We start from the raw sequence: 17,153 nt of genomic DNA, 5'->3' as shown, positions 1-17,153 counted from the left end.
CCATCACCTTGAACTGACCCCAAAAAGTTAGACAAAGAAGTTAAGCGACTGATTGGATGTGAGTCCGGTATTGTACTGGACTCATTCCATTTAACTTCACTTTAATTCTTTTGTGATTATAATAATGAATATAATTCTCTAATTCTATCTTAAAATGCTCCATACTTTCAAAATCTTTAAGATAGAATAATTCAGATTTTAATAAGCCAAAGAAGTTTTCTATGACTGCATTGTCCAAACAGTTTCCCTTACGGGACATACTTTGGATAACCTTATGTTTTTTTAGTGATTGTTGATATATCTTCATCTGATAATGCCATCCTTGATCTGAATGAAGAATAGGAGTTTCTCCATCATTTAAGCGTGTAAAGGCTTTATTAAGCATTTTTGATACAAGTGAATACACAGGTTTATTTTCTATATTGTAAGCTATAATCTCCCCGTTATATAAGTCTAAAACAGGAGATAAATATAGTTTTTTACCATGGAGATGAAATTCAGTGACATCTGTTACCCACTTTTCATTAGGCTTAGATGCATTAAATTCACGCTTCAAAATATTCTTTGCGAATTTCCCTACTTCTCCCTTATATGAACGGTATTTTTTTATACGAACCATGCATTTTAATCCAATAATATTCATTAAACGACGAACTGTTTTATGGTTTAATATATATCCACGGTTACGTAATTCTAATGTGATACGACGATAACCGTATCTACCATAATTCTCTTCAAAAATCTCTTGGATTAATTCTTTAATGTTCTTATATTTATCTGGACGTTCCATTTGTTTAATCCAGTAATAGTACGTACTGCGGGCAATACCAGCGATTTTCACAAGATCGATGATTTTGTATTCGTGCCTTAATTCATAAATTACCTGTGCTCTGTCTTGATCTATGATTTGTTCTTTTTCTGAACTAAGGCATTTAACTTTTTTAAATAATCATTTTCCATACGTAAAAGTTCATTTTCTGCTTGTAGTGCTTCTATAGACCCCTCAACTAGCACTGTATCTTTTTTGGGTTGCACCTTAACCTTCTTATTTTTCATAGCTGGACGTCCCTTCCGCTTTGAACGTAGGGCATCCACACCATTTGAATCATAAGCTACTTTCCATCTACGAATTATTTCAGGAGAGGAAATATTAAAAATTGCCGCTGTTTCTCTAATAGATGTCCCTTGCGTATCCATATATTTAAGCACATCTAGTTTATACTGAAGCGAATAAGTTGTATAGCGTTTTTCAAAAGCTTTTTCTCCAAATGCCTCATATTGTTTGATCCACTGATAAATTACACTAGAATGAATCCCTAGAGATTTAGCAAGCCTTTTTCCACCATCTATTCCATTAAAATATTGTTTTACTATCTGTATCTTTTCTTTAGGAGAAAACTTTCCCATAAAAAAATACACCTCCAATTGTTAATTGTGTCTAACAATTGGGGTGCACATCACCTAGATGGCTCTTTTGTATATTTTGGATAAAAAAGGGTATTTTATTATGAAAGCTAGTCTATTTTTTCAAATTACATCATTAACTAGTAGTAAAGAGAGTAGAAAGGATAGAGCGATGATTGGAGCAATTATTCAGCAAATCGTATTAGGTATTTCATTAGCTGCGCCAGTAGGGCCGATTAATATTGAAATGTTAAAACGAGGAATTGAACGTGGGTTTTGGCATGCTTGGGTTGTTGGAATTGGTGGAATGACTGCAGATGTTTTATTTATGCTTCTCATTTATTTCGGTTTATCTTCTGTGTTTATGTATACATATGTACAAGCCTTCATGTATTGCACGGGTTTTTTCTTGTTATTTTATTTAGGATTTCAAAGTGTAAAACAAGGAATTTCCCACTCAAACATGGAATATAAAAAAGAAGAGGTAGGTGGTCTTAAGCAATCGTTTATGGCAGGATTTTTAATTGCGATATCCAATCCATTAAATCTTGTTTTTTGGTTTGGTATATACGGAAGTACACTTAGCTCATTACTTACGAAGGTAACGAAACAAGAAGCTTTTTTGTACAGTCTTTGCATTATTGCAGGTATTATTTTATGGAATTTAAATATTGCTTTTTCTGTACATTTTGGAAGAACTTTATTAAAACCAAAAGCGCTTGGCTACATAACAGCCGGAGCAGGTATTATTTTAGTAGGTTACTCTATACATTTTGCATACAAAGCTTTACAGTTGTTCACATAAGATTGAAGGGGAGATTTTTATGTATCGAACCACTATTGACGGAAAAGAAATTATAATTACGTTAGCGCCAAAAATCCGAAAAGAAATTACTGATAGAAATCCACTATATGAAGCAGTATTTCATAATGCTGCAAGATTGCTACAAACAAAGCAACCGACGTTTGCAGTAAATCATCAAATATTTGGTCTCATTATTGGAGAAGTGCAAAGAGGAGAAGTAACAGTGTTTGCAGTGGAACATATTATTCCAAAGCAAAATATATTTGGACCAAACAATTTTTTCTCGACAATAGAACAGCAGGCAAATTTGTAAAGTGAATAGAATAAGAATAGAAAAGAAATAGTCGTAACGATATGTTGCGGCTGTTTTTTTGGAAAAGGGGGAAACAAGATGAAGAAAGTGGGGAAAGAGTTCTTTTTACAATATGATATCGTCATTATGTATAGCATTCTATTTATTTTCATTATTATTTTAAAAATGCAATTTTTAACGTGGTTTGGCATGTTAGCATGTATGTTTGGAATTGTTTTCTATACACTGAATGAATATATGACACATCGTTTTTTATTCCATATAAAGCCACCTAAAAACACATTTCTATTAAAAATGTTAAGAAGATTACATTATGATCACCACGTATATCCAGATGATTTAAAACTTTTGTTTTTACCTGTATGGTTTAGTATACCTAGTTTTACTATATATTTACTTATAGCATATGGTATTACAAAAAGTCTTACTATTACACTTTCATTTGGAATCGGAATGATTATTATGCTGCTCGTTTACGAATGGAAACATTATATTGCCCATAGACCGATTCGTCCCGTCACTAAGTTTGGAAGATGGCTAAAAAAACAACATATATTACACCATTATAAAAACGAAAAGTTTTGGTTCGGTGTTTCAAATCCAGTATTCGATTTTATATTTGGAACACTTAAAGACGGAAAAGAGGTTGAGTTAAGCGAAACAGCTCGTAATTTAGAAAAGGAAAAAAAGACAAAAGTAGTGCGTTAAGCACTGCTTTTGTCTTAATGAGGAAAAAATAAGTAAGGTGTCACTTTATGTTGAAAAAGTATATTAAAAATTTAGGGGAAATTGCCGAAAAATGTCTATCAAAAAATCTTTGCATGAATGCACGGATTGTCTACAATAAGTATAAGTTTCTGAATATTTATAAAATTTAGTCTTTAGGTATGCAAGGGGGAATTGCATTTCAAGTAAGAGAGGGGATCGGTTAATGAAACGAGATGATACGTCAGCACGTAAGTTGCAAAATGAGGTGAATTATACAGAGGTCGTTCAGTCGGAAGAATTTCAATTGTTATTAAATACGAAAAAGAAGTTTATCATTCCAATGAGTATTTTCTTTTTTAGTTTTTTTATCGCATTACCTATTTTAACATCGTATTCAAAGGTGCTCAATACACCTGCATTTGGTGACGTTACATGGGCGTGGGTATTTGCTTTTTCCCAATTTATCATGACATGGGCACTATGTATGATTTATAGCAAAAAAGCAGAATCATTTGATGAAATCTCCCGAAAAATTCTGCAAGATATGCAAAAAGGGAGGGGCTGAACTTGAATACTACTGCGTTTGCACTATTTTTAATTATTGTTCTTGGTACGCTTGTCATAACCTATTTTGCATCGAAAAAAACGAAAAATGCGAGTGAATTTTATACGGCTGGAGGGGGATTAACTGGTTGGCAAAATGGTCTGGCCATTGCTGGAGATTATATGTCTGCTGCTTCATTTCTTGGTATAGCCGGAGCAATCGCATTAACTGGGTTTGATGGATTCTTTTATAGTATCGGTTTTTTAGTTGCTTATTTAGTTGTACTATATCTTGTTGCAGAACCGCTTAGAAATTTAGGAAAGTACACTTTGGCGGATATGATTGCAGCACGCTTTGATGCGAAAAAAGTTCGCGGAGTCGCAGCTCTTAATACGATGACGATTTCTATCTTTTATATGATTGCACAATTAGTTGGCGCGGGTGCACTTATTAAATTATTATTAGGAATTGAATATACGACATCTGTATTAATCGTTGGAACACTTATGACGGTGTATGTTATTTTTGGTGGTATGACAGCAACGAGCTGGGTACAAATTGTAAAGGCTGCTGTATTACTTATGGCTGGTACGTTTATTATTTCTGTTATCGTTTTCGCAAAATTCAACTTCAGCGTGACTGAAATGTTCGCTCAAATGAAAACAGCTACACCATTAAAAGATTCATTTTTAAATCCAGGTGTAAAGTATAAGGATGGTCTTGATACACTTTCTTTAAATTTAGGACTAGTACTTGGTACAGCTGGATTACCACATATACTTGTCCGCTTTTTTACAGTACGTGATGCAAAAACTGCACGTCAATCTGTCGTATATGCGACGTGGTTAATTGGTGCATTTTATATTATGACGATTTTCTTAGGATTTGGTGCGGCGGCTTTTGTAGGAAATGAAGCGATTATTAAAGCGAACCCAGCTGGTAATATGGCGGCACCTTTATTAGCAAAAGCGTTAGGTGGAGATTTCTTATTTGCTTTCGTATCAGCAATTGCTTTTGCAACAATTTTGGCTGTAGTGGCAGGTCTCGTATTAACGGCAGCATCAGCATTCGCTCATGATTTTTATAATGAGATCATTCGCAAAGGGAAATCAACAGAAAAAGAGCAAGTATCTATGGCTCGGTATGCATCTATTGGAGTAGCGATACTATCTATCATACTTGCATTATTTGCCCAAACATTAAACGTAGCATTTTTAGTATCATTAGCATTTGCAGTTGCAGCGAGTGCAAATCTACCAGTGATTTTATTTACAATATATTGGAAGCGTTTTAATACAACGGGTGCTATTTCCGGTATGATTGTAGGGCTCGTATCAGCAATTGTTCTCGTAGCGTTGAGTCCGAATGTTTGGAACCCTGTAGCTGGAAAAGCTATTTTTGTTGGGGAAGCGATATTCCCATATACGACACCAGGAATTATTTCAATTCCGCTCGGATTTCTTGCAGCATATTTAGGAACTGTTTTATCTAGTAAGAAAGAAGATGTAGCGAAATTTGATGAAATTCTTGTGAAATCTAATACTGGTCACGGTATTAGTGATGCGTCTTCACATTAAATAAAAGAGGAGCTTTTCGATAGATAAGAAAAGCTCTTTTTTCTTTTGTCATTTTCTTGTAAATATTACTGATTTGTAAGTAGGATTTGTCTTAATTTTGTGGAATGAAAATAGCAGGGAGAAATTTAAGTCATCATGGCACCAGCGCAGCTTTTTTGAAAAATAAGTTGTTATGGAAGGTGGAAGTAATGATGAAAACGAAGCAAACTGATGAATTATTAGCAAAAGATGAGCAATATGTTTGGCACGGAATGCGTCCCTTTAGTCCAAATAGTACAATGGTAGGGGCAAAAGCTGAAGGGTGCTGGGTTGAAGATATACAAGGAAAAAGATATTTAGATGGTATGAGTGGTCTTTGGTGTGTGAATAGTGGATATGGAAGAAAGGAGCTCGCAGAAGCGGCCTATAAGCAATTACAAACATTATCATACTTTCCGATGTCACAATCTCATGAACCAGCTATAAAGCTTGCTGAAAAGTTAAATGAGTGGCTTGGGGGAGAGTATGTTATTTTCTTCTCAAATAGTGGTTCAGAAGCGAACGAAACAGCTTTTAAAATAGTGAGGCAATACTATGCTCAAAAAGGTGAACCACATCGTTATAAATTTATGTCACGTTATCGCGGGTATCACGGGAATACAATGGCGACAATGGCAGCAACGGGACAAGCGCAGCGTAGATATCAATATGAGCCGTTTGCTTCAGGATTTTTACATGTAACACCACCGGATTGTTACCGTATGCCTGAGATTGAAGGGCAGCATATTTATGATGTAGAATGTGTGAAAGAAGTCGATCGTGTTATGACGTGGGAATTAAGTGAAACAATTGCCGCCTTTATTATGGAACCAATTATCACAGGCGGTGGCATATTAATGCCACCACAAGACTATATGAAAGCTGTTCATGAGACGTGTCAAAAACACGGTGCCTTGCTTATTAGTGACGAAGTGATTTGCGGTTTCGGGCGTACAGGAAAAGCATTTGGATTTATGAATTATGATGTGAAGCCAGATATTATTACAATGGCAAAAGGCATTACGAGCGCATATTTACCATTATCTGCAACGGCTGTGAAAAAAGAAATATATGAGGCTTTTAAAGGTAAAGGAGAATATGAATTTTTCCGCCATATTAATACATTTGGTGGAAATCCAGCAGCTTGTGCATTAGCACTTAAAAATTTAGAGATTATGGAAAATGAAAATTTGATCGAGCGATCTGCACAAATGGGCTCCCTTTTATTAGAGCAACTAAAAGATGAAATTGGAGAACATCCGCTTGTTGGGAATATTAGAGGAAAAGGTCTATTAGTTGGAATCGAACTAGTAAATGATAAAGAGACGAAAGAGCCAATTGATAACGAAAAAATTGCAAGTGTCGTAAATGCTTGTAAAGAAAAGGGCTTAATTATAGGACGCAACGGTATGACAACAGCAGGATATAATAACGTCTTAACATTAGCACCGCCGCTTATTATTTCAAGTGAAGAAATTGCCTTTGTTGTTGGAACTTTGAAGACGGCGATGGAACGTATTTAATAAATAGAGAGAGGAGCGAGCTGTAATATAAGGCTCGCTTTTGTTTAGTAGGAGGGGACTTTTAATGGAGAAATATGATCCGAACAAACATTATCACATCGGATATTATGAAGATGGATATGATTTAGAAGTGACGGCGTACAAAAGAATAAATGAACCAGTTTGGGATGCTTATCTTCCGCACTATGAGGTAGACGGTTTTTATAAGAAAGTGGAGGAAATGAAACTAGGCGAATATATAGATGATTATGGCATTAAGGTGTATTCATTTAGTAATGATATCGATGATGAAGAAGCACGAATTATTTTTGAAAAATGGTTAAAAAAGAACGAGATTGTTTAAGGGTAAAACAAAAAGGAGATTGCTATTTTATAAGATAGCAATCTCCTTTTATTATAGTAAACTTATTTACTTGCTTTCATTCATTGCTTTATCTTTAGCACCAAAAGTGTATTTTAACATTGGTGGTGTAATCATTGTAGTTAAAATAACGACAATAACGATTGCTGTAAAGTAATCTTGTGCTAATAGACCTGAAGAGAGTCCTGTTCCTGCGATGATAAGTGCAACTTCACCACGAGAAACCATACCAGAACCGATAATTGCAGAAGACTTTGCATCAAATCCAGTCATGCGTGCACCAACACCACAACCAATTAGTTTTGTTAATACAGCGATTACTGTTAATGCTAGGATGAACCAAATTTGATTGCCAATACCGTCAAATGTAATATTCATACCGATACTAACGAAGAATACTGGAACGAACATAGCGTAAGCAATTGGTTCTACTTTCTTTTCTACTTCATGTTTGTAGTTTGTTTGAGAAATTGCAATACCAGCAGCGAAAGCACCGATAATACCAGCAATTCCTAATAATTCGCCGAAATATGCGAATGAGAAACAGATGATAAGAGCTGCGCTCACGATAGACTCAGATACGCGTAGTGGTGATAACCAGCGCATAATCACTGGTACACCTTTCCATCCGATTAAAATAATAGAAGCGAAGAATACTACTTTCTTCAAGATAATCATTGTTAAGTTAACATCATCTGTGCCTAAGAAGCTCATTGCGAATGCTAATAAAATAACAACAAGAATATCATCAAATACAGCGGCTCCAAGCATCGTCGTACTTTCACGTGTTTTCATTTTACCTAAATCACGAAGTGTTTGAACGGAAATACTAACACTTGTCGCGCACAGAAGTAACCCTAAGAATACAGCGTTTCCTTGTTCCATTCCCATAACAAGACCGGAAACGTAACCACCTACGAATGGAAGAATGATACCCCCGAGTGCAACTGCTAAAGAAGAATTGCGATTTGCGTTTAATTCATCTAAGTCTGTTTCAAGTCCTGCCATAAACATTAAAAGAATAACACCGACATTACTTAATTGAGTTAGAAGCTCTGAATTTTCAATCCAACCTAATATAGCTGGGCCGATAACGATACCGACAATTAATTTACCTAGCACAGAAGGTTGACCTAATCTAACACTAAGATCACCAGCAAGCTTTGTACTTAATAAAATAAGTGCAATTTGAAAGAAAAATTCGAATTCCATCTGATCCTCTCCTCGTCATTTTTAATTTTATCATACGATTTCTCGGAATTTGCCTAATGAAAATATGTAAAACCCATTAAACAAAAGGGTCTGATTACAAGTTCTTTTGAACTCGTAATTTGAACCTGTAATTAATATATAATAGATTTTATAAAAAATCAATGAAAAAATGGGAGCTTTTTGGGGAAGAAGCTGTCTTATTGAGATATAGGTGTAAGAGTAGCGTGTGAATTTTATATGTATAAAATAGTATGAAGTCCTTTTTCATTACAAATAATAAAGCCTAAATGCTATTTCACGAATTATAAATGTGAAAAGGAGGCTTTATCATTTGAATTCATTAAAAAATAACTTGTCTATTGTTGCTTTAGGTGGAGTAAATGAAATAGGAAAAAATATGTATGCTATCCAATATGAAAATGATATTGTCGTCATTGATTGTGGGTCTAAATTTCCAGATGAAAGTTTATTAGGGATTGATTTAATAATTCCAGACGTCACATATTTACAAGAAAATAAAGAAAAAATTCGCGGTTTAGTAGTAACGCACGGGCATGAGGACCATATTGGCGGAATACCATATTTTTTAAAACAACTAAATGTACCAATCTATGCAACAAAGTTAACGTTAGGTTTAATTGAAATTAAATTAAAGGAACACAATCTTCAAAATGATACGGAATTAATCGTTATTCATTCAGAATCAGAAATTGATTGTGGTTCTATTAAGGCAACCTTTTTTAAAACGAACCACAGTATTCCGGATTGTCTCGGTATTGTTTTTCATACACCAGAAGGTACTGTAGTACATACAGGTGATTTTAAATTTGATTTAACACCAGTAAATAATCAACATCCTGATATTCATAAAATGGCTAAAATAGGAAGTGAAGGTGTACTAGCTTTATTATCTGAAAGCACAAATGCAGAACGCCCAGGTTTTACTCCATCAGAAAGGTCAGTAGGAGAACGGATAGAGGAAATATTTATGAAAGCAAATAGAAAAGTAATTATTTCTACGTTTGCTTCTAATGTGAATCGTGTTCAGCAAATAGTTGAAGCATGTATAAAAACAAATCGAAAATTGGCTTTGCTCGGGAGAAGTATGGTAAATGTAGTAGAAGTTGCTCTAGAGAAAGGATATTTACATATTCCAGACGGCATGTTAATTGAAGCGAGTGAGGTAAATCGTTTAGATCCAAAGCAGGTAGCGATACTTTGTACAGGAAGTCAAGGAGAACCGATGGCAGCTTTAGCGCGTTTAGCGAGTGGAAACTATAGACAAGTGGATATTTTACCAGAAGATACGGTTATTATAGCCGCGACCCCTATCCCAGGAAATGAACGTAACGTTTCTCGAATTATCGATAATTTATTTGCATTAGGAGCAAAGGTGATTTACGGATCAGGTAGTTCTACTGGAGTGCATGTATCCGGTCATGCATATCAAGAAGAGTTGAAGTTAATGCTTACATTAATGAAGCCAAAATATTTTATTCCAATTCATGGAGAGTTTAGAATGCTACATCACCATAGTTTGTTAGCAGAATCAATTGGTATTGAAAAGGAAAATATCTTTATCGTACGTAATGGAGATGTTGTAGATATAAGTAATGAAGTGGCAATTCAATCTAGAAGAATACAGGCAGGAAATATATATGTAGATGGATTAGGAATTGGAGATGTTGGAAATGCATTATTACGTGATCGTAAACAACTTTCAGAAGATGGAATGCTCGTTATAGTTATTACTTTTAATAAAGTGGATGGAGAAATAATTTCAGGTCCTGATATTATTTCTCGTGGATTTGTCTATGTTCGTGATTCAGAAGAATTTTTAAGAGAATTAAATAAATTAGCTGTTATTACAATTAATAATTTAAAGAAAGAGAATGTGAATAGCTGGGGTATTTTGAAAAGGGAGGTAAGAGAAGCGTTAGGGAAGTATATATATACAAATACAAAACGAAAGCCGATGATTCTTCCTATAATAATAGAGGTTTAATAGTAAAAAAAGAATTCTCGTATGGGAATTCTTTTTTGTTTTGAAGACAAAATGAACATATAATGAAATAAATAGAAATGGAAGGAAATAAAAGATGTTATTAAATAAACGTTTTACAATTGGAGAAATGGCAAAAATGCATAATATCGCAGAATCTACATTAAGGTATTATGATGAAAAAGGAATTTTTCATCCGTCCATTGTTGATCCTCAAACGAATTATCGTTATTATACAATCGATCAATTTTCACTATTAGATACGATTAAGTTTTTACGCCAATTAAACATTCCATTAAAGGAAATTAAAAAATATATTGATGAAAGAAATCCAGCATACGCACTCAATTTACTGGAAAAACAACAAGAAATGATGTTGAAAAAACAAAGAGAAATTGAGTATGCTTTGGCGAAAATGGAGCATAGAATTCATTTAATTAAGGAAGCAACAAAAGCAAAAGCTGAACAAATGGTAATTAAAGAGATCCCGCAGCGGAAAATTACAGCAATTGCGGTTGCCCCGAATACGACGGATGATATGTTTGAGTACTACATCCATTCGTTGCAAAAAAATATGAGGCAAATGGATGATAGTTTATTTTCTGGAGATATTGGTGTAACTGTTGCGAAAAAAGGATTAATGCAAAATGAGTTTCAAGCATATAGCAGTGTATTTATTCTTTTGGATTATATGCCGTATGAAGTGCATACTTCAGATGAAATTAAAGAAGGTTTATATGCTTGTTCTTATCATCATGGACCATATGAAGAAACAGATGCAACGTACAAGGAGTTACTTACATACATTGATAAAGAAGGTTACGAAGTACATGGAGATTCGATTGAGATTGGATTGATTGATTGGTCTGTAACAGAAGATCCTGAGGAGCAAGTAACAGAAATTCAAATTCCTATAATGAAAAAATAAAGCAATAAGTTGTAAGACTCGTATAATTACAAATGAGGATCAAACACGATAATTAAGTTACTTATTTTTTAATTCTCTATTGACCTTCAAGTTACTTGAAGGTTTAAACTAAGAAAAGAGAGTTGAAAAAAAGGAGCATATTAGAGTATGGAAGCAACAGAAAAGTTAAGAGAAAAACCGATAAAAAGCTTATTTATTTCATATTTAATACCAGCCGTCCTCGGAATGGTATTAATGTCAGTGAATATTGTAATTGATGCGGTTATGATTAGTAGAGGAGTTGGGGCGAACGGTTTAGCAGGAGTGAACGTGGCTATTCCAGCCTTTTCGATTTTCTTCTCTATTTCATTATGGATTGGAATGGGCGGGGCAACGTTATATTCCATTGCATTAGGTGAAAATAAACGAGAGAGAGCAAGGTCTATTTTTACTCAATCAATGACGGTAGCAGTTGTTATCGTAGGTGTTTTAGCAGCTATTTGCTTATGGAGAATAGAAGATTTAGCATACTTATTTGGTGCAAATGAAGTGATTTTACCGTATGCATTAGACTATTTACACGTATTATTAACATTTGGAATGATATACGTTTTAGAAAATATTTTAAGTACATTTATTCGAAATGATGGAAATCCTAATTTAGCGATGGCAGGTCTTGTTGTAACGGCTGTATTAAATATCGTGTTTGACTACATCTTTATTTTTATTTTTGGATGGGGCGTAACAGGTGCTGCTTCAGCGACTATTCTTTCGGCAGCGATTGGTTTCCTTGTATTATTAACTCATTTCTTTAGAAAAAGTAGTATCTTAAAGTGGACGAAATTCCATTTTGAATGGGATACTGTCAAACAAATTATGGTGATTGGTTTCCCAAGTTTTACAGCAGAAAGTACGGTTGCAATCGTAACGATTGGTTTTAATATCGCATTCGTCCAATATGCAGGAGAAGTAGGAGTAGCTTCCTATGCGATGGTGAATAGTATTCATGCAATGACATTACTACTATTCTTCGGTGTAGGTGCTGCATTGCAACCAATTGCTAGTTTCCATTATGGTGCAAACTTATCAGAAAGATTGCGTGAAGGATTGAAGTTTGCTGTGAAAATTGCAGTTGTCCTCGGAGGCGTTGCGATAATTGTCGGATTATTCTTCGGGAAATATATCATTGGTTTATTTGATGTTCAATCTCCAGAATTATTGGAGTTAACCTTAACAGGTATTAGTTTATTCTTTATCCAATACGTATTTTTAGGTTATAACATTGTGTATGGAGAGTACTTCCAATCAGTGCGACAAACGAAGAAATCAGTACTTATTATAATGAGCCGAGGATTACTATTTATTCTTCCATTGTTATGGATTATGCCAAAATTATTTGGGATAAACGGAATTTGGCTCGTTATGCCAGTTGCGGAAGTAATGACAGCGATTATCGTATTTACGATGAATCGTATAAAACATCCTGTTCCATTAAATATGGCAGGAGAGAAAGAAGCGATATGATGAAGAAAATCCCCTTAAGCAATTAAGGGGATTTTTTATTCCTTTAAACTAATCGCAAAAGATCCATCCGTTTCTTGAACAGAAGCAAAGGCAACGTTTTTAATATTTGTAATTCCTTTTTCTTTTAATTCTTTATATAACCATTTTTCATTTTTATGTATTAACTTTAAGTTATCATATTGAATTTGTGAATCGACGATAAGGGCAATTGGTAACCCAGCATACTTAACATCTATGTTTAAATCTTTTGGAGTTAATGGTACAAGTTCTCTTTTTGGTAAAATACTAATAGCGCCGTTCGCTTCTAAAATAGCGTATTCAATTTCATGAACACTTGGATAACCTGCAACGCGAAGATTAGAAAGGAGTTCTGCAATGGGGTATCTACTTTTTTGTAAGTTCTCAAAAATAATATCACCATGTTTAATTAAAATGATAGGGTGTCCGAGAATAAAGCGATTTAGTTTGTTAAATAGGCTTAATTTTGTAAGGAGTAAATGTAAACATGTGATAACAACCATACCGAGAAATGCTTGTAAAGCACCAGAGACGGGTATGGCCTGGAAAGCTAAATAAGATAAAAAAATTATAGCCCCAAAATCATGAGGAGTTAGTTGTGCTAACGCGGATTTACCGAGTAACTTAAGCGATAGTAAAAATAAGATAAAAAAGAACGACACGTTACATAAAAAGAGAAGCAATAGAGACACTCCTTCGTGTAAAGTTGTACTTACTATTCCCGAAAGTAATATAAATATTACCTTTCAGAGGATAAATTAGGGTTTATTGAAATCTGTCTGTATACAAACAAATAAATGGATATTATCATGAAGGAAGTAAAAGAAAATAGGAGTATATGAATATGAGAAAGAAGAAAATAATGAAGTGCATTTTAGTTGTCATAATGATTTGCGCCGTGTATATGGGTTTTTTACAATATCACATTTATAAGCATGGGCATATGAATGCAACCTACGATGCTGACTACATAATTGTACTAGGATCGAAAGTAAATGGGACGAAACCATCTTATTCATTGCAATATCGTATTGATAAAGCAGCTGAATATTTAAAATCACATGAGAAAACAATTGCTATTGTATCTGGCGGACAAGGAAAAGGTGAAGACATTTCAGAAGCATTAGCAATGAAACAAGGATTAATAAAACAAAACATCGCAGAAGACCGTATTATAATGGAGGACAAATCTACGAGCACAGATGAGAACATTACATTCTCAAAACCGTTAATACCAGCCGATATGAAAAAAGGTATGATCGTAACAAACGATTTTCATATGTTTAGAGCGAAAAAAATAGCGGCCAAACAAGGTTTACAATTAGAAGGTCTTCCGGCAAAAACACCGAAACCAATCATCATTCCATCGAATGTACGAGAATATTTAGCAATTACACAATATTGGTTTATGAATCGAATATAGAGAAAATAATCCCGCCTGAAATTTCAGGCGGGATTATTTTAGAGGAAAATCTTACAAATATGTCACGTTCGTGAAAGGTAAAGCGATAGTTTCTGGAATGGTTTCCTGACATAATGAAGGTAACAAAAACTATTTAGAGGTGAATCGGATGAAAGGAAATAATATTTTATCTTCGTTATGTTACTTTAGTATATTTTTTGCACCATTTTTACTACCAATTATCGTGTACTTTGTTGCAGAAGATGAAGTGAAGTATCACGCGAAAAAAGCATTTTGGTCACATGTTTTCCCATACGCAATCTTATTTGGAGGACTAGCAGTATCAGGAATGTACGGTTTAGGTTTCGATCAATCTGACGGTGCTGGAATTGGAATGATTATCACATATGCAGTGTTCATTCTTGTAGGAATTTATTACTTTATTTGGAATATCGTCAGAGGTATTAAAGTTTTGAAAACGGCGTAATAAGATAAGTATAATTTCATTTACCGTATTGATAAACGTTTTAAAAAAGAGCAATTCTTTTTGAATTGCTCTTTTTGTGCTTATAAGTTGTGAATATTGAAAAAGGTATGTTAATTTTTCATTATGAAGAGAAAAAAGGAGTGATTTTCATGAATGAGATGATACATAAGATGGAGCAACATGTTTCAGTTCGTAAATATAAAGAAGAATCCATTCCGAAAGATGTAGTAGAAAAGATGGTGCACGCTGCACAACATGCAGCTTCATCACATTTTGTACAGGCGTATTCTGTTATATATGTAACAGATCAGGAATTAAAAGCTAAACTAGCAGAGCTATCCGGAAATCGCCATGTGAAAGACTGTGCAGCATTTTTTATTTGTTGTGCAGATTTAAAACGACTTGAAATTGCATGTGAAAAACATGGTACAGAGATAAAGCATGAGGGAGTAGAAGACTTTATCGTTGCGACGGTAGATGCATCACTTTTTGCGCAAAACTTAGCACTAGCGGCAGAGTCATTAGGCTACGGTATTTGTTATATTGGTGGTATTCGTAATAATCCGAGAGAAGTGAGCGAATTGCTTCATTTACCGGATAAAGTATATCCTGTATTCGGAATGACAGTCGGTGTACCAGATGAAGAACATGGAGTTAAACCACGTTTACCAGTAGCAGCAGTTCTTCATGAAAATGGATATAATGAACAGAAATATGATGAATTACTAAATGAATATGATGAAACGATGAGCGCGTATTACAAAGAAAGATCATCAAATCAAAAAAACGTAACGTGGACGGAATCAATGAGTTCATTTATGTCCAAAGAAAAAAGAATGCATATGAAAGAGTTTTTAAGTGAAAAAGGCTTAAATAAGAAGTGAGTAAAGAGGCAAACCTGTGATGTGGGTTTGCCTTTTTTGGAAGGAGAAATACCTAAGGCCAGAAAGTTCTTTATTCTTTCTGAACTTAGGTATTTTGTTTGTTATCATATACATAGAAATAAAAATTAATAATTTTTTACAAAAGTGATAGAAAAAGAGAATGAAATGCCAATAGTAAGTAAAAGCAGCTGCTAAAGGGGAACTGAGGAAGGAAGATGCTTATGATTTTCAATTCTGAAGAGGATTTAATTATAGCTATGAAAAAACATGATCAAGATGCTTTGAAAGAAGTGATTGATCAATATGGAAAATTAATTTTGTACATTATTCATAAATCATTAAGTAACCCTATTGAAAAACAATATGTGGATGATTGTTATAACGATGTATTTACTGTCATTTGGTTTAATATCGACCAATTTGATAATGTAAAAAGCGGCATAATAGCCGCTTTTTACATTATCACGTTTAAAAATATATCATGATATTTCATTCGAAACCTAATTCTTAATGCATAACCTAAAGCAACTTCTATAATAAATGCAAACTTTCAATAAGAAGATACATACCCGTACAACTTAAAAGGATATACGTAAATATTTTAAAAATCCGTTGATTAAGCCATTTGAAAATAATTTGACCTATAAACAAACCTAAAAATAAAATTGGAATGGCATAAAAACTTGATTCCCAAATGGTTTTGTTTGTGCCAGTAAAGAGTATTTGAGTTACTAGACTAATGAAATATATAAACAGATAAAAAGCTAATGTAGTTGCTCTTAACTTCTCTTTTTCAGTATTAGTTCCTGTAAAATAAAGTAACAGGGGAGGACCTGGCATACCGATACTTGTCGTTAAAAGACCAGATAATCCACCAACTATGAAATCTCTAGATTGTGTTGATCTAACCTTAACTTTGCATATTAGCAACAATGTTAATAGTAAGAGTAGGATGCTAACTGCTAATTTAAAAGTGTTTATGTTAACGGAAATGAAGATTAAAATACCAAAAGGTACACCAACTATACTTCCCAAAATAAACCTTTTCAGTAGAACAAAATCAACGTCCATTCTTATTTTCCAAATGAGTGAAATGGAGATAATTAAAGATAAAATAATGTTTATTTGTATAGCTTCTTGTGGTAAAAATAACATAAGTAAGAAAGGGGTTGCCATTATGGAAAAGCCAAAACCTGTACTTGCTTGCAGAATAGAAGCCACTAATATAATACATATGAAAATGAATGTGATACCCAAAACAGCCCTCCTCTTTAATCAAGTTTAACTAGTTGAAGTCTCTTATTTAAGTGCAAACTTTCACAAACTTATTTATATTTTAACATAAATATCTAGTTTTTTCTCAAATAGTGTTGCCATATAAGGATCATTAACTAAAAAATTAGACTGACATTTTTAAGCAATTTTATTATTGGGAAACAAATAATGAATGGGATCTCAGTGAAT

The 17,153-nt window shown here is 33.8% G+C and carries 18 protein-coding genes; 14 read left to right on the top strand and 4 right to left on the bottom strand.

The genetic code is table 11. The features are described 5' to 3' along the window. Window positions 1-40 precede the first annotated feature (40 nt). A protein-coding gene (locus MHI28_RS08795) for an IS3 family transposase (protein WP_327947199.1) occupies window positions 41-1,407 on the bottom strand; the annotation gives its coding sequence in 2 pieces (ribosomal slippage) (window positions 41-945 and window positions 945-1,407; 1,368 coding nt in all). A 58-nt stretch (window positions 1,408-1,465) separates the two neighbouring features. Between MHI28_RS08795 and MHI28_RS08790 the strand changes: the two genes are divergently transcribed. The 7 genes from MHI28_RS08790 (at window position 1,466) to MHI28_RS08760 (ending at window position 7,235) form a co-directional block, all read left to right on the top strand. Next, window positions 1,466-2,209, top strand: a complete 744-nt coding sequence (locus MHI28_RS08790; RefSeq protein ID WP_001196842.1) for a LysE family transporter — start codon at window positions 1,466-1,468, stop codon at window positions 2,207-2,209. Between the two features lie 19 nt (window positions 2,210-2,228). Further along, a complete protein-coding gene (locus MHI28_RS08785; protein WP_000286367.1) occupies window positions 2,229-2,522 on the top strand; it encodes a hypothetical protein in 294 nt (97 codons plus the stop codon). Between the two features lie 78 nt (window positions 2,523-2,600). Continuing rightward, a complete protein-coding gene (locus MHI28_RS08780; RefSeq protein WP_000755405.1) occupies window positions 2,601-3,230 on the top strand; it encodes a sterol desaturase family protein in 630 nt (209 codons plus the stop codon). A gap of 223 nt (window positions 3,231-3,453) precedes the next feature. Next, a complete protein-coding gene (locus MHI28_RS08775) occupies window positions 3,454-3,795 on the top strand; it encodes a DUF485 domain-containing protein (protein WP_000817366.1) in 342 nt (113 codons plus the stop codon). A gap of 2 nt (window positions 3,796-3,797) precedes the next feature. Continuing rightward, the gene (locus MHI28_RS08770; protein WP_340827760.1) at window positions 3,798-5,351 is read left to right on the top strand and encodes a solute symporter family protein; all 1,554 of its coding nucleotides are present in this window, start codon (window positions 3,798-3,800) and stop codon (window positions 5,349-5,351) included. Between the two features lie 191 nt (window positions 5,352-5,542). Then, on the top strand, window positions 5,543-6,892 hold the full coding sequence (locus MHI28_RS08765; RefSeq protein WP_000850980.1) for an aspartate aminotransferase family protein: 1,350 nt from the start codon (window positions 5,543-5,545) through the stop codon (window positions 6,890-6,892). Between the two features lie 64 nt (window positions 6,893-6,956). Next, a complete protein-coding gene (locus tag MHI28_RS08760) occupies window positions 6,957-7,235 on the top strand; it encodes a DUF3986 family protein (protein WP_000417071.1) in 279 nt (92 codons plus the stop codon). A 66-nt stretch (window positions 7,236-7,301) separates the two neighbouring features. Here the strand turns inward: MHI28_RS08760 and MHI28_RS08755 are convergent, their stop codons facing one another. Further along, window positions 7,302-8,465, bottom strand: coding sequence for a cation:proton antiporter (locus MHI28_RS08755; RefSeq protein WP_000393875.1), 1,164 nt, complete (start codon window positions 8,463-8,465; stop codon window positions 7,302-7,304). 331 nt (window positions 8,466-8,796) lie between these two features. Between MHI28_RS08755 and MHI28_RS08750 the strand changes: the two genes are divergently transcribed. The 3 genes from MHI28_RS08750 (at window position 8,797) to MHI28_RS08740 (ending at window position 12,898) form a co-directional block, all read left to right on the top strand. Further along, window positions 8,797-10,470: a ribonuclease J gene (locus MHI28_RS08750; RefSeq protein ID WP_001086700.1), complete on the top strand. Its 1,674-nt coding sequence runs from the start codon at window positions 8,797-8,799 to the stop codon at window positions 10,468-10,470. Window positions 10,471-10,564: 94 nt separating this feature from the next. Continuing rightward, complete coding sequence (locus MHI28_RS08745; RefSeq protein WP_000925914.1) at window positions 10,565-11,395, top strand: MerR family transcriptional regulator; 831 nt, start codon at window positions 10,565-10,567, stop codon at window positions 11,393-11,395. 147 nt (window positions 11,396-11,542) lie between these two features. Further along, window positions 11,543-12,898, top strand: a complete 1,356-nt coding sequence (locus tag MHI28_RS08740) for an MATE family efflux transporter (RefSeq protein ID WP_000388401.1) — start codon at window positions 11,543-11,545, stop codon at window positions 12,896-12,898. Window positions 12,899-12,933: 35 nt separating this feature from the next. Here MHI28_RS08740 and MHI28_RS08735 read toward each other — a convergent pair whose 3' ends face one another. After that, window positions 12,934-13,599: a DUF421 domain-containing protein gene (locus MHI28_RS08735; RefSeq protein ID WP_000923923.1), complete on the bottom strand. Its 666-nt coding sequence runs from the start codon at window positions 13,597-13,599 to the stop codon at window positions 12,934-12,936. A gap of 161 nt (window positions 13,600-13,760) precedes the next feature. Here MHI28_RS08735 and MHI28_RS08730 point away from each other — a divergent pair, with 161 nt between their 5' ends. The 4 genes from MHI28_RS08730 (at window position 13,761) to MHI28_RS08715 (ending at window position 16,174) form a co-directional block, all read left to right on the top strand. Next, window positions 13,761-14,339, top strand: coding sequence for a YdcF family protein (locus MHI28_RS08730; protein WP_001227671.1), 579 nt, complete (start codon window positions 13,761-13,763; stop codon window positions 14,337-14,339). A 148-nt stretch (window positions 14,340-14,487) separates the two neighbouring features. Next, the gene (locus MHI28_RS08725; RefSeq protein ID WP_000678054.1) at window positions 14,488-14,805 is read left to right on the top strand and encodes a DUF4870 domain-containing protein; all 318 of its coding nucleotides are present in this window, start codon (window positions 14,488-14,490) and stop codon (window positions 14,803-14,805) included. A gap of 149 nt (window positions 14,806-14,954) precedes the next feature. Continuing rightward, a complete protein-coding gene (gene nfsA, locus MHI28_RS08720) occupies window positions 14,955-15,689 on the top strand; it encodes an oxygen-insensitive NADPH nitroreductase (protein ID WP_001004528.1) in 735 nt (244 codons plus the stop codon). 221 nt (window positions 15,690-15,910) lie between these two features. Further along, window positions 15,911-16,174 carry a hypothetical protein gene (locus tag MHI28_RS08715; RefSeq protein WP_000577070.1) on the top strand — a complete coding sequence of 88 codons (264 nt, stop codon included), beginning with the start codon at window positions 15,911-15,913 and terminating at the stop codon, window positions 16,172-16,174. Window positions 16,175-16,220: 46 nt separating this feature from the next. On the opposite strand, the gene MHI28_RS08710 is transcribed toward MHI28_RS08715, so the two are convergent. Then, window positions 16,221-16,946, bottom strand: coding sequence for a sulfite exporter TauE/SafE family protein (locus tag MHI28_RS08710; RefSeq protein WP_000513088.1), 726 nt, complete (start codon window positions 16,944-16,946; stop codon window positions 16,221-16,223). Between the last annotated feature and the right edge of the window lie 207 nt (window positions 16,947-17,153).

The sequence above is a fragment of the Bacillus sp. FSL K6-0268 genome (assembly GCF_038005425.1).
Taxonomy (GTDB): Bacteria; Bacillota; Bacilli; order Bacillales; family Bacillaceae_G; genus Bacillus_A; species Bacillus_A thuringiensis_S.
This window is presented reverse-complemented; position numbering and strand designations above follow the sequence as displayed.

Coding starts and splice junctions, on each gene's coding strand:
- MHI28_RS08745 (WP_000925914.1), top strand. CDS start 10,565: ATGTTATTAAATAAACGTTTTACAATTGGAGAAATGGCAAAAATGCAT.
- MHI28_RS08755 (WP_000393875.1), bottom strand. CDS start 8,465: ATGGAATTCGAATTTTTCTTTCAAATTGCACTTATTTTATTAAGTACA.
- MHI28_RS08785 (WP_000286367.1), top strand. CDS start 2,229: ATGTATCGAACCACTATTGACGGAAAAGAAATTATAATTACGTTAGCG.
- MHI28_RS08725 (WP_000678054.1), top strand. CDS start 14,488: ATGAAAGGAAATAATATTTTATCTTCGTTATGTTACTTTAGTATATTT.
- nfsA (WP_001004528.1), top strand. CDS start 14,955: ATGAATGAGATGATACATAAGATGGAGCAACATGTTTCAGTTCGTAAA.
- MHI28_RS08775 (WP_000817366.1), top strand. CDS start 3,454: ATGAAACGAGATGATACGTCAGCACGTAAGTTGCAAAATGAGGTGAAT.
- MHI28_RS08715 (WP_000577070.1), top strand. CDS start 15,911: ATGATTTTCAATTCTGAAGAGGATTTAATTATAGCTATGAAAAAACAT.
- MHI28_RS08740 (WP_000388401.1), top strand. CDS start 11,543: ATGGAAGCAACAGAAAAGTTAAGAGAAAAACCGATAAAAAGCTTATTT.
- MHI28_RS08760 (WP_000417071.1), top strand. CDS start 6,957: ATGGAGAAATATGATCCGAACAAACATTATCACATCGGATATTATGAA.
- MHI28_RS08765 (WP_000850980.1), top strand. CDS start 5,543: ATGAAAACGAAGCAAACTGATGAATTATTAGCAAAAGATGAGCAATAT.
- MHI28_RS08790 (WP_001196842.1), top strand. CDS start 1,466: ATGGCTCTTTTGTATATTTTGGATAAAAAAGGGTATTTTATTATGAAA.
- MHI28_RS08780 (WP_000755405.1), top strand. CDS start 2,601: ATGAAGAAAGTGGGGAAAGAGTTCTTTTTACAATATGATATCGTCATT.
- MHI28_RS08730 (WP_001227671.1), top strand. CDS start 13,761: ATGAGAAAGAAGAAAATAATGAAGTGCATTTTAGTTGTCATAATGATT.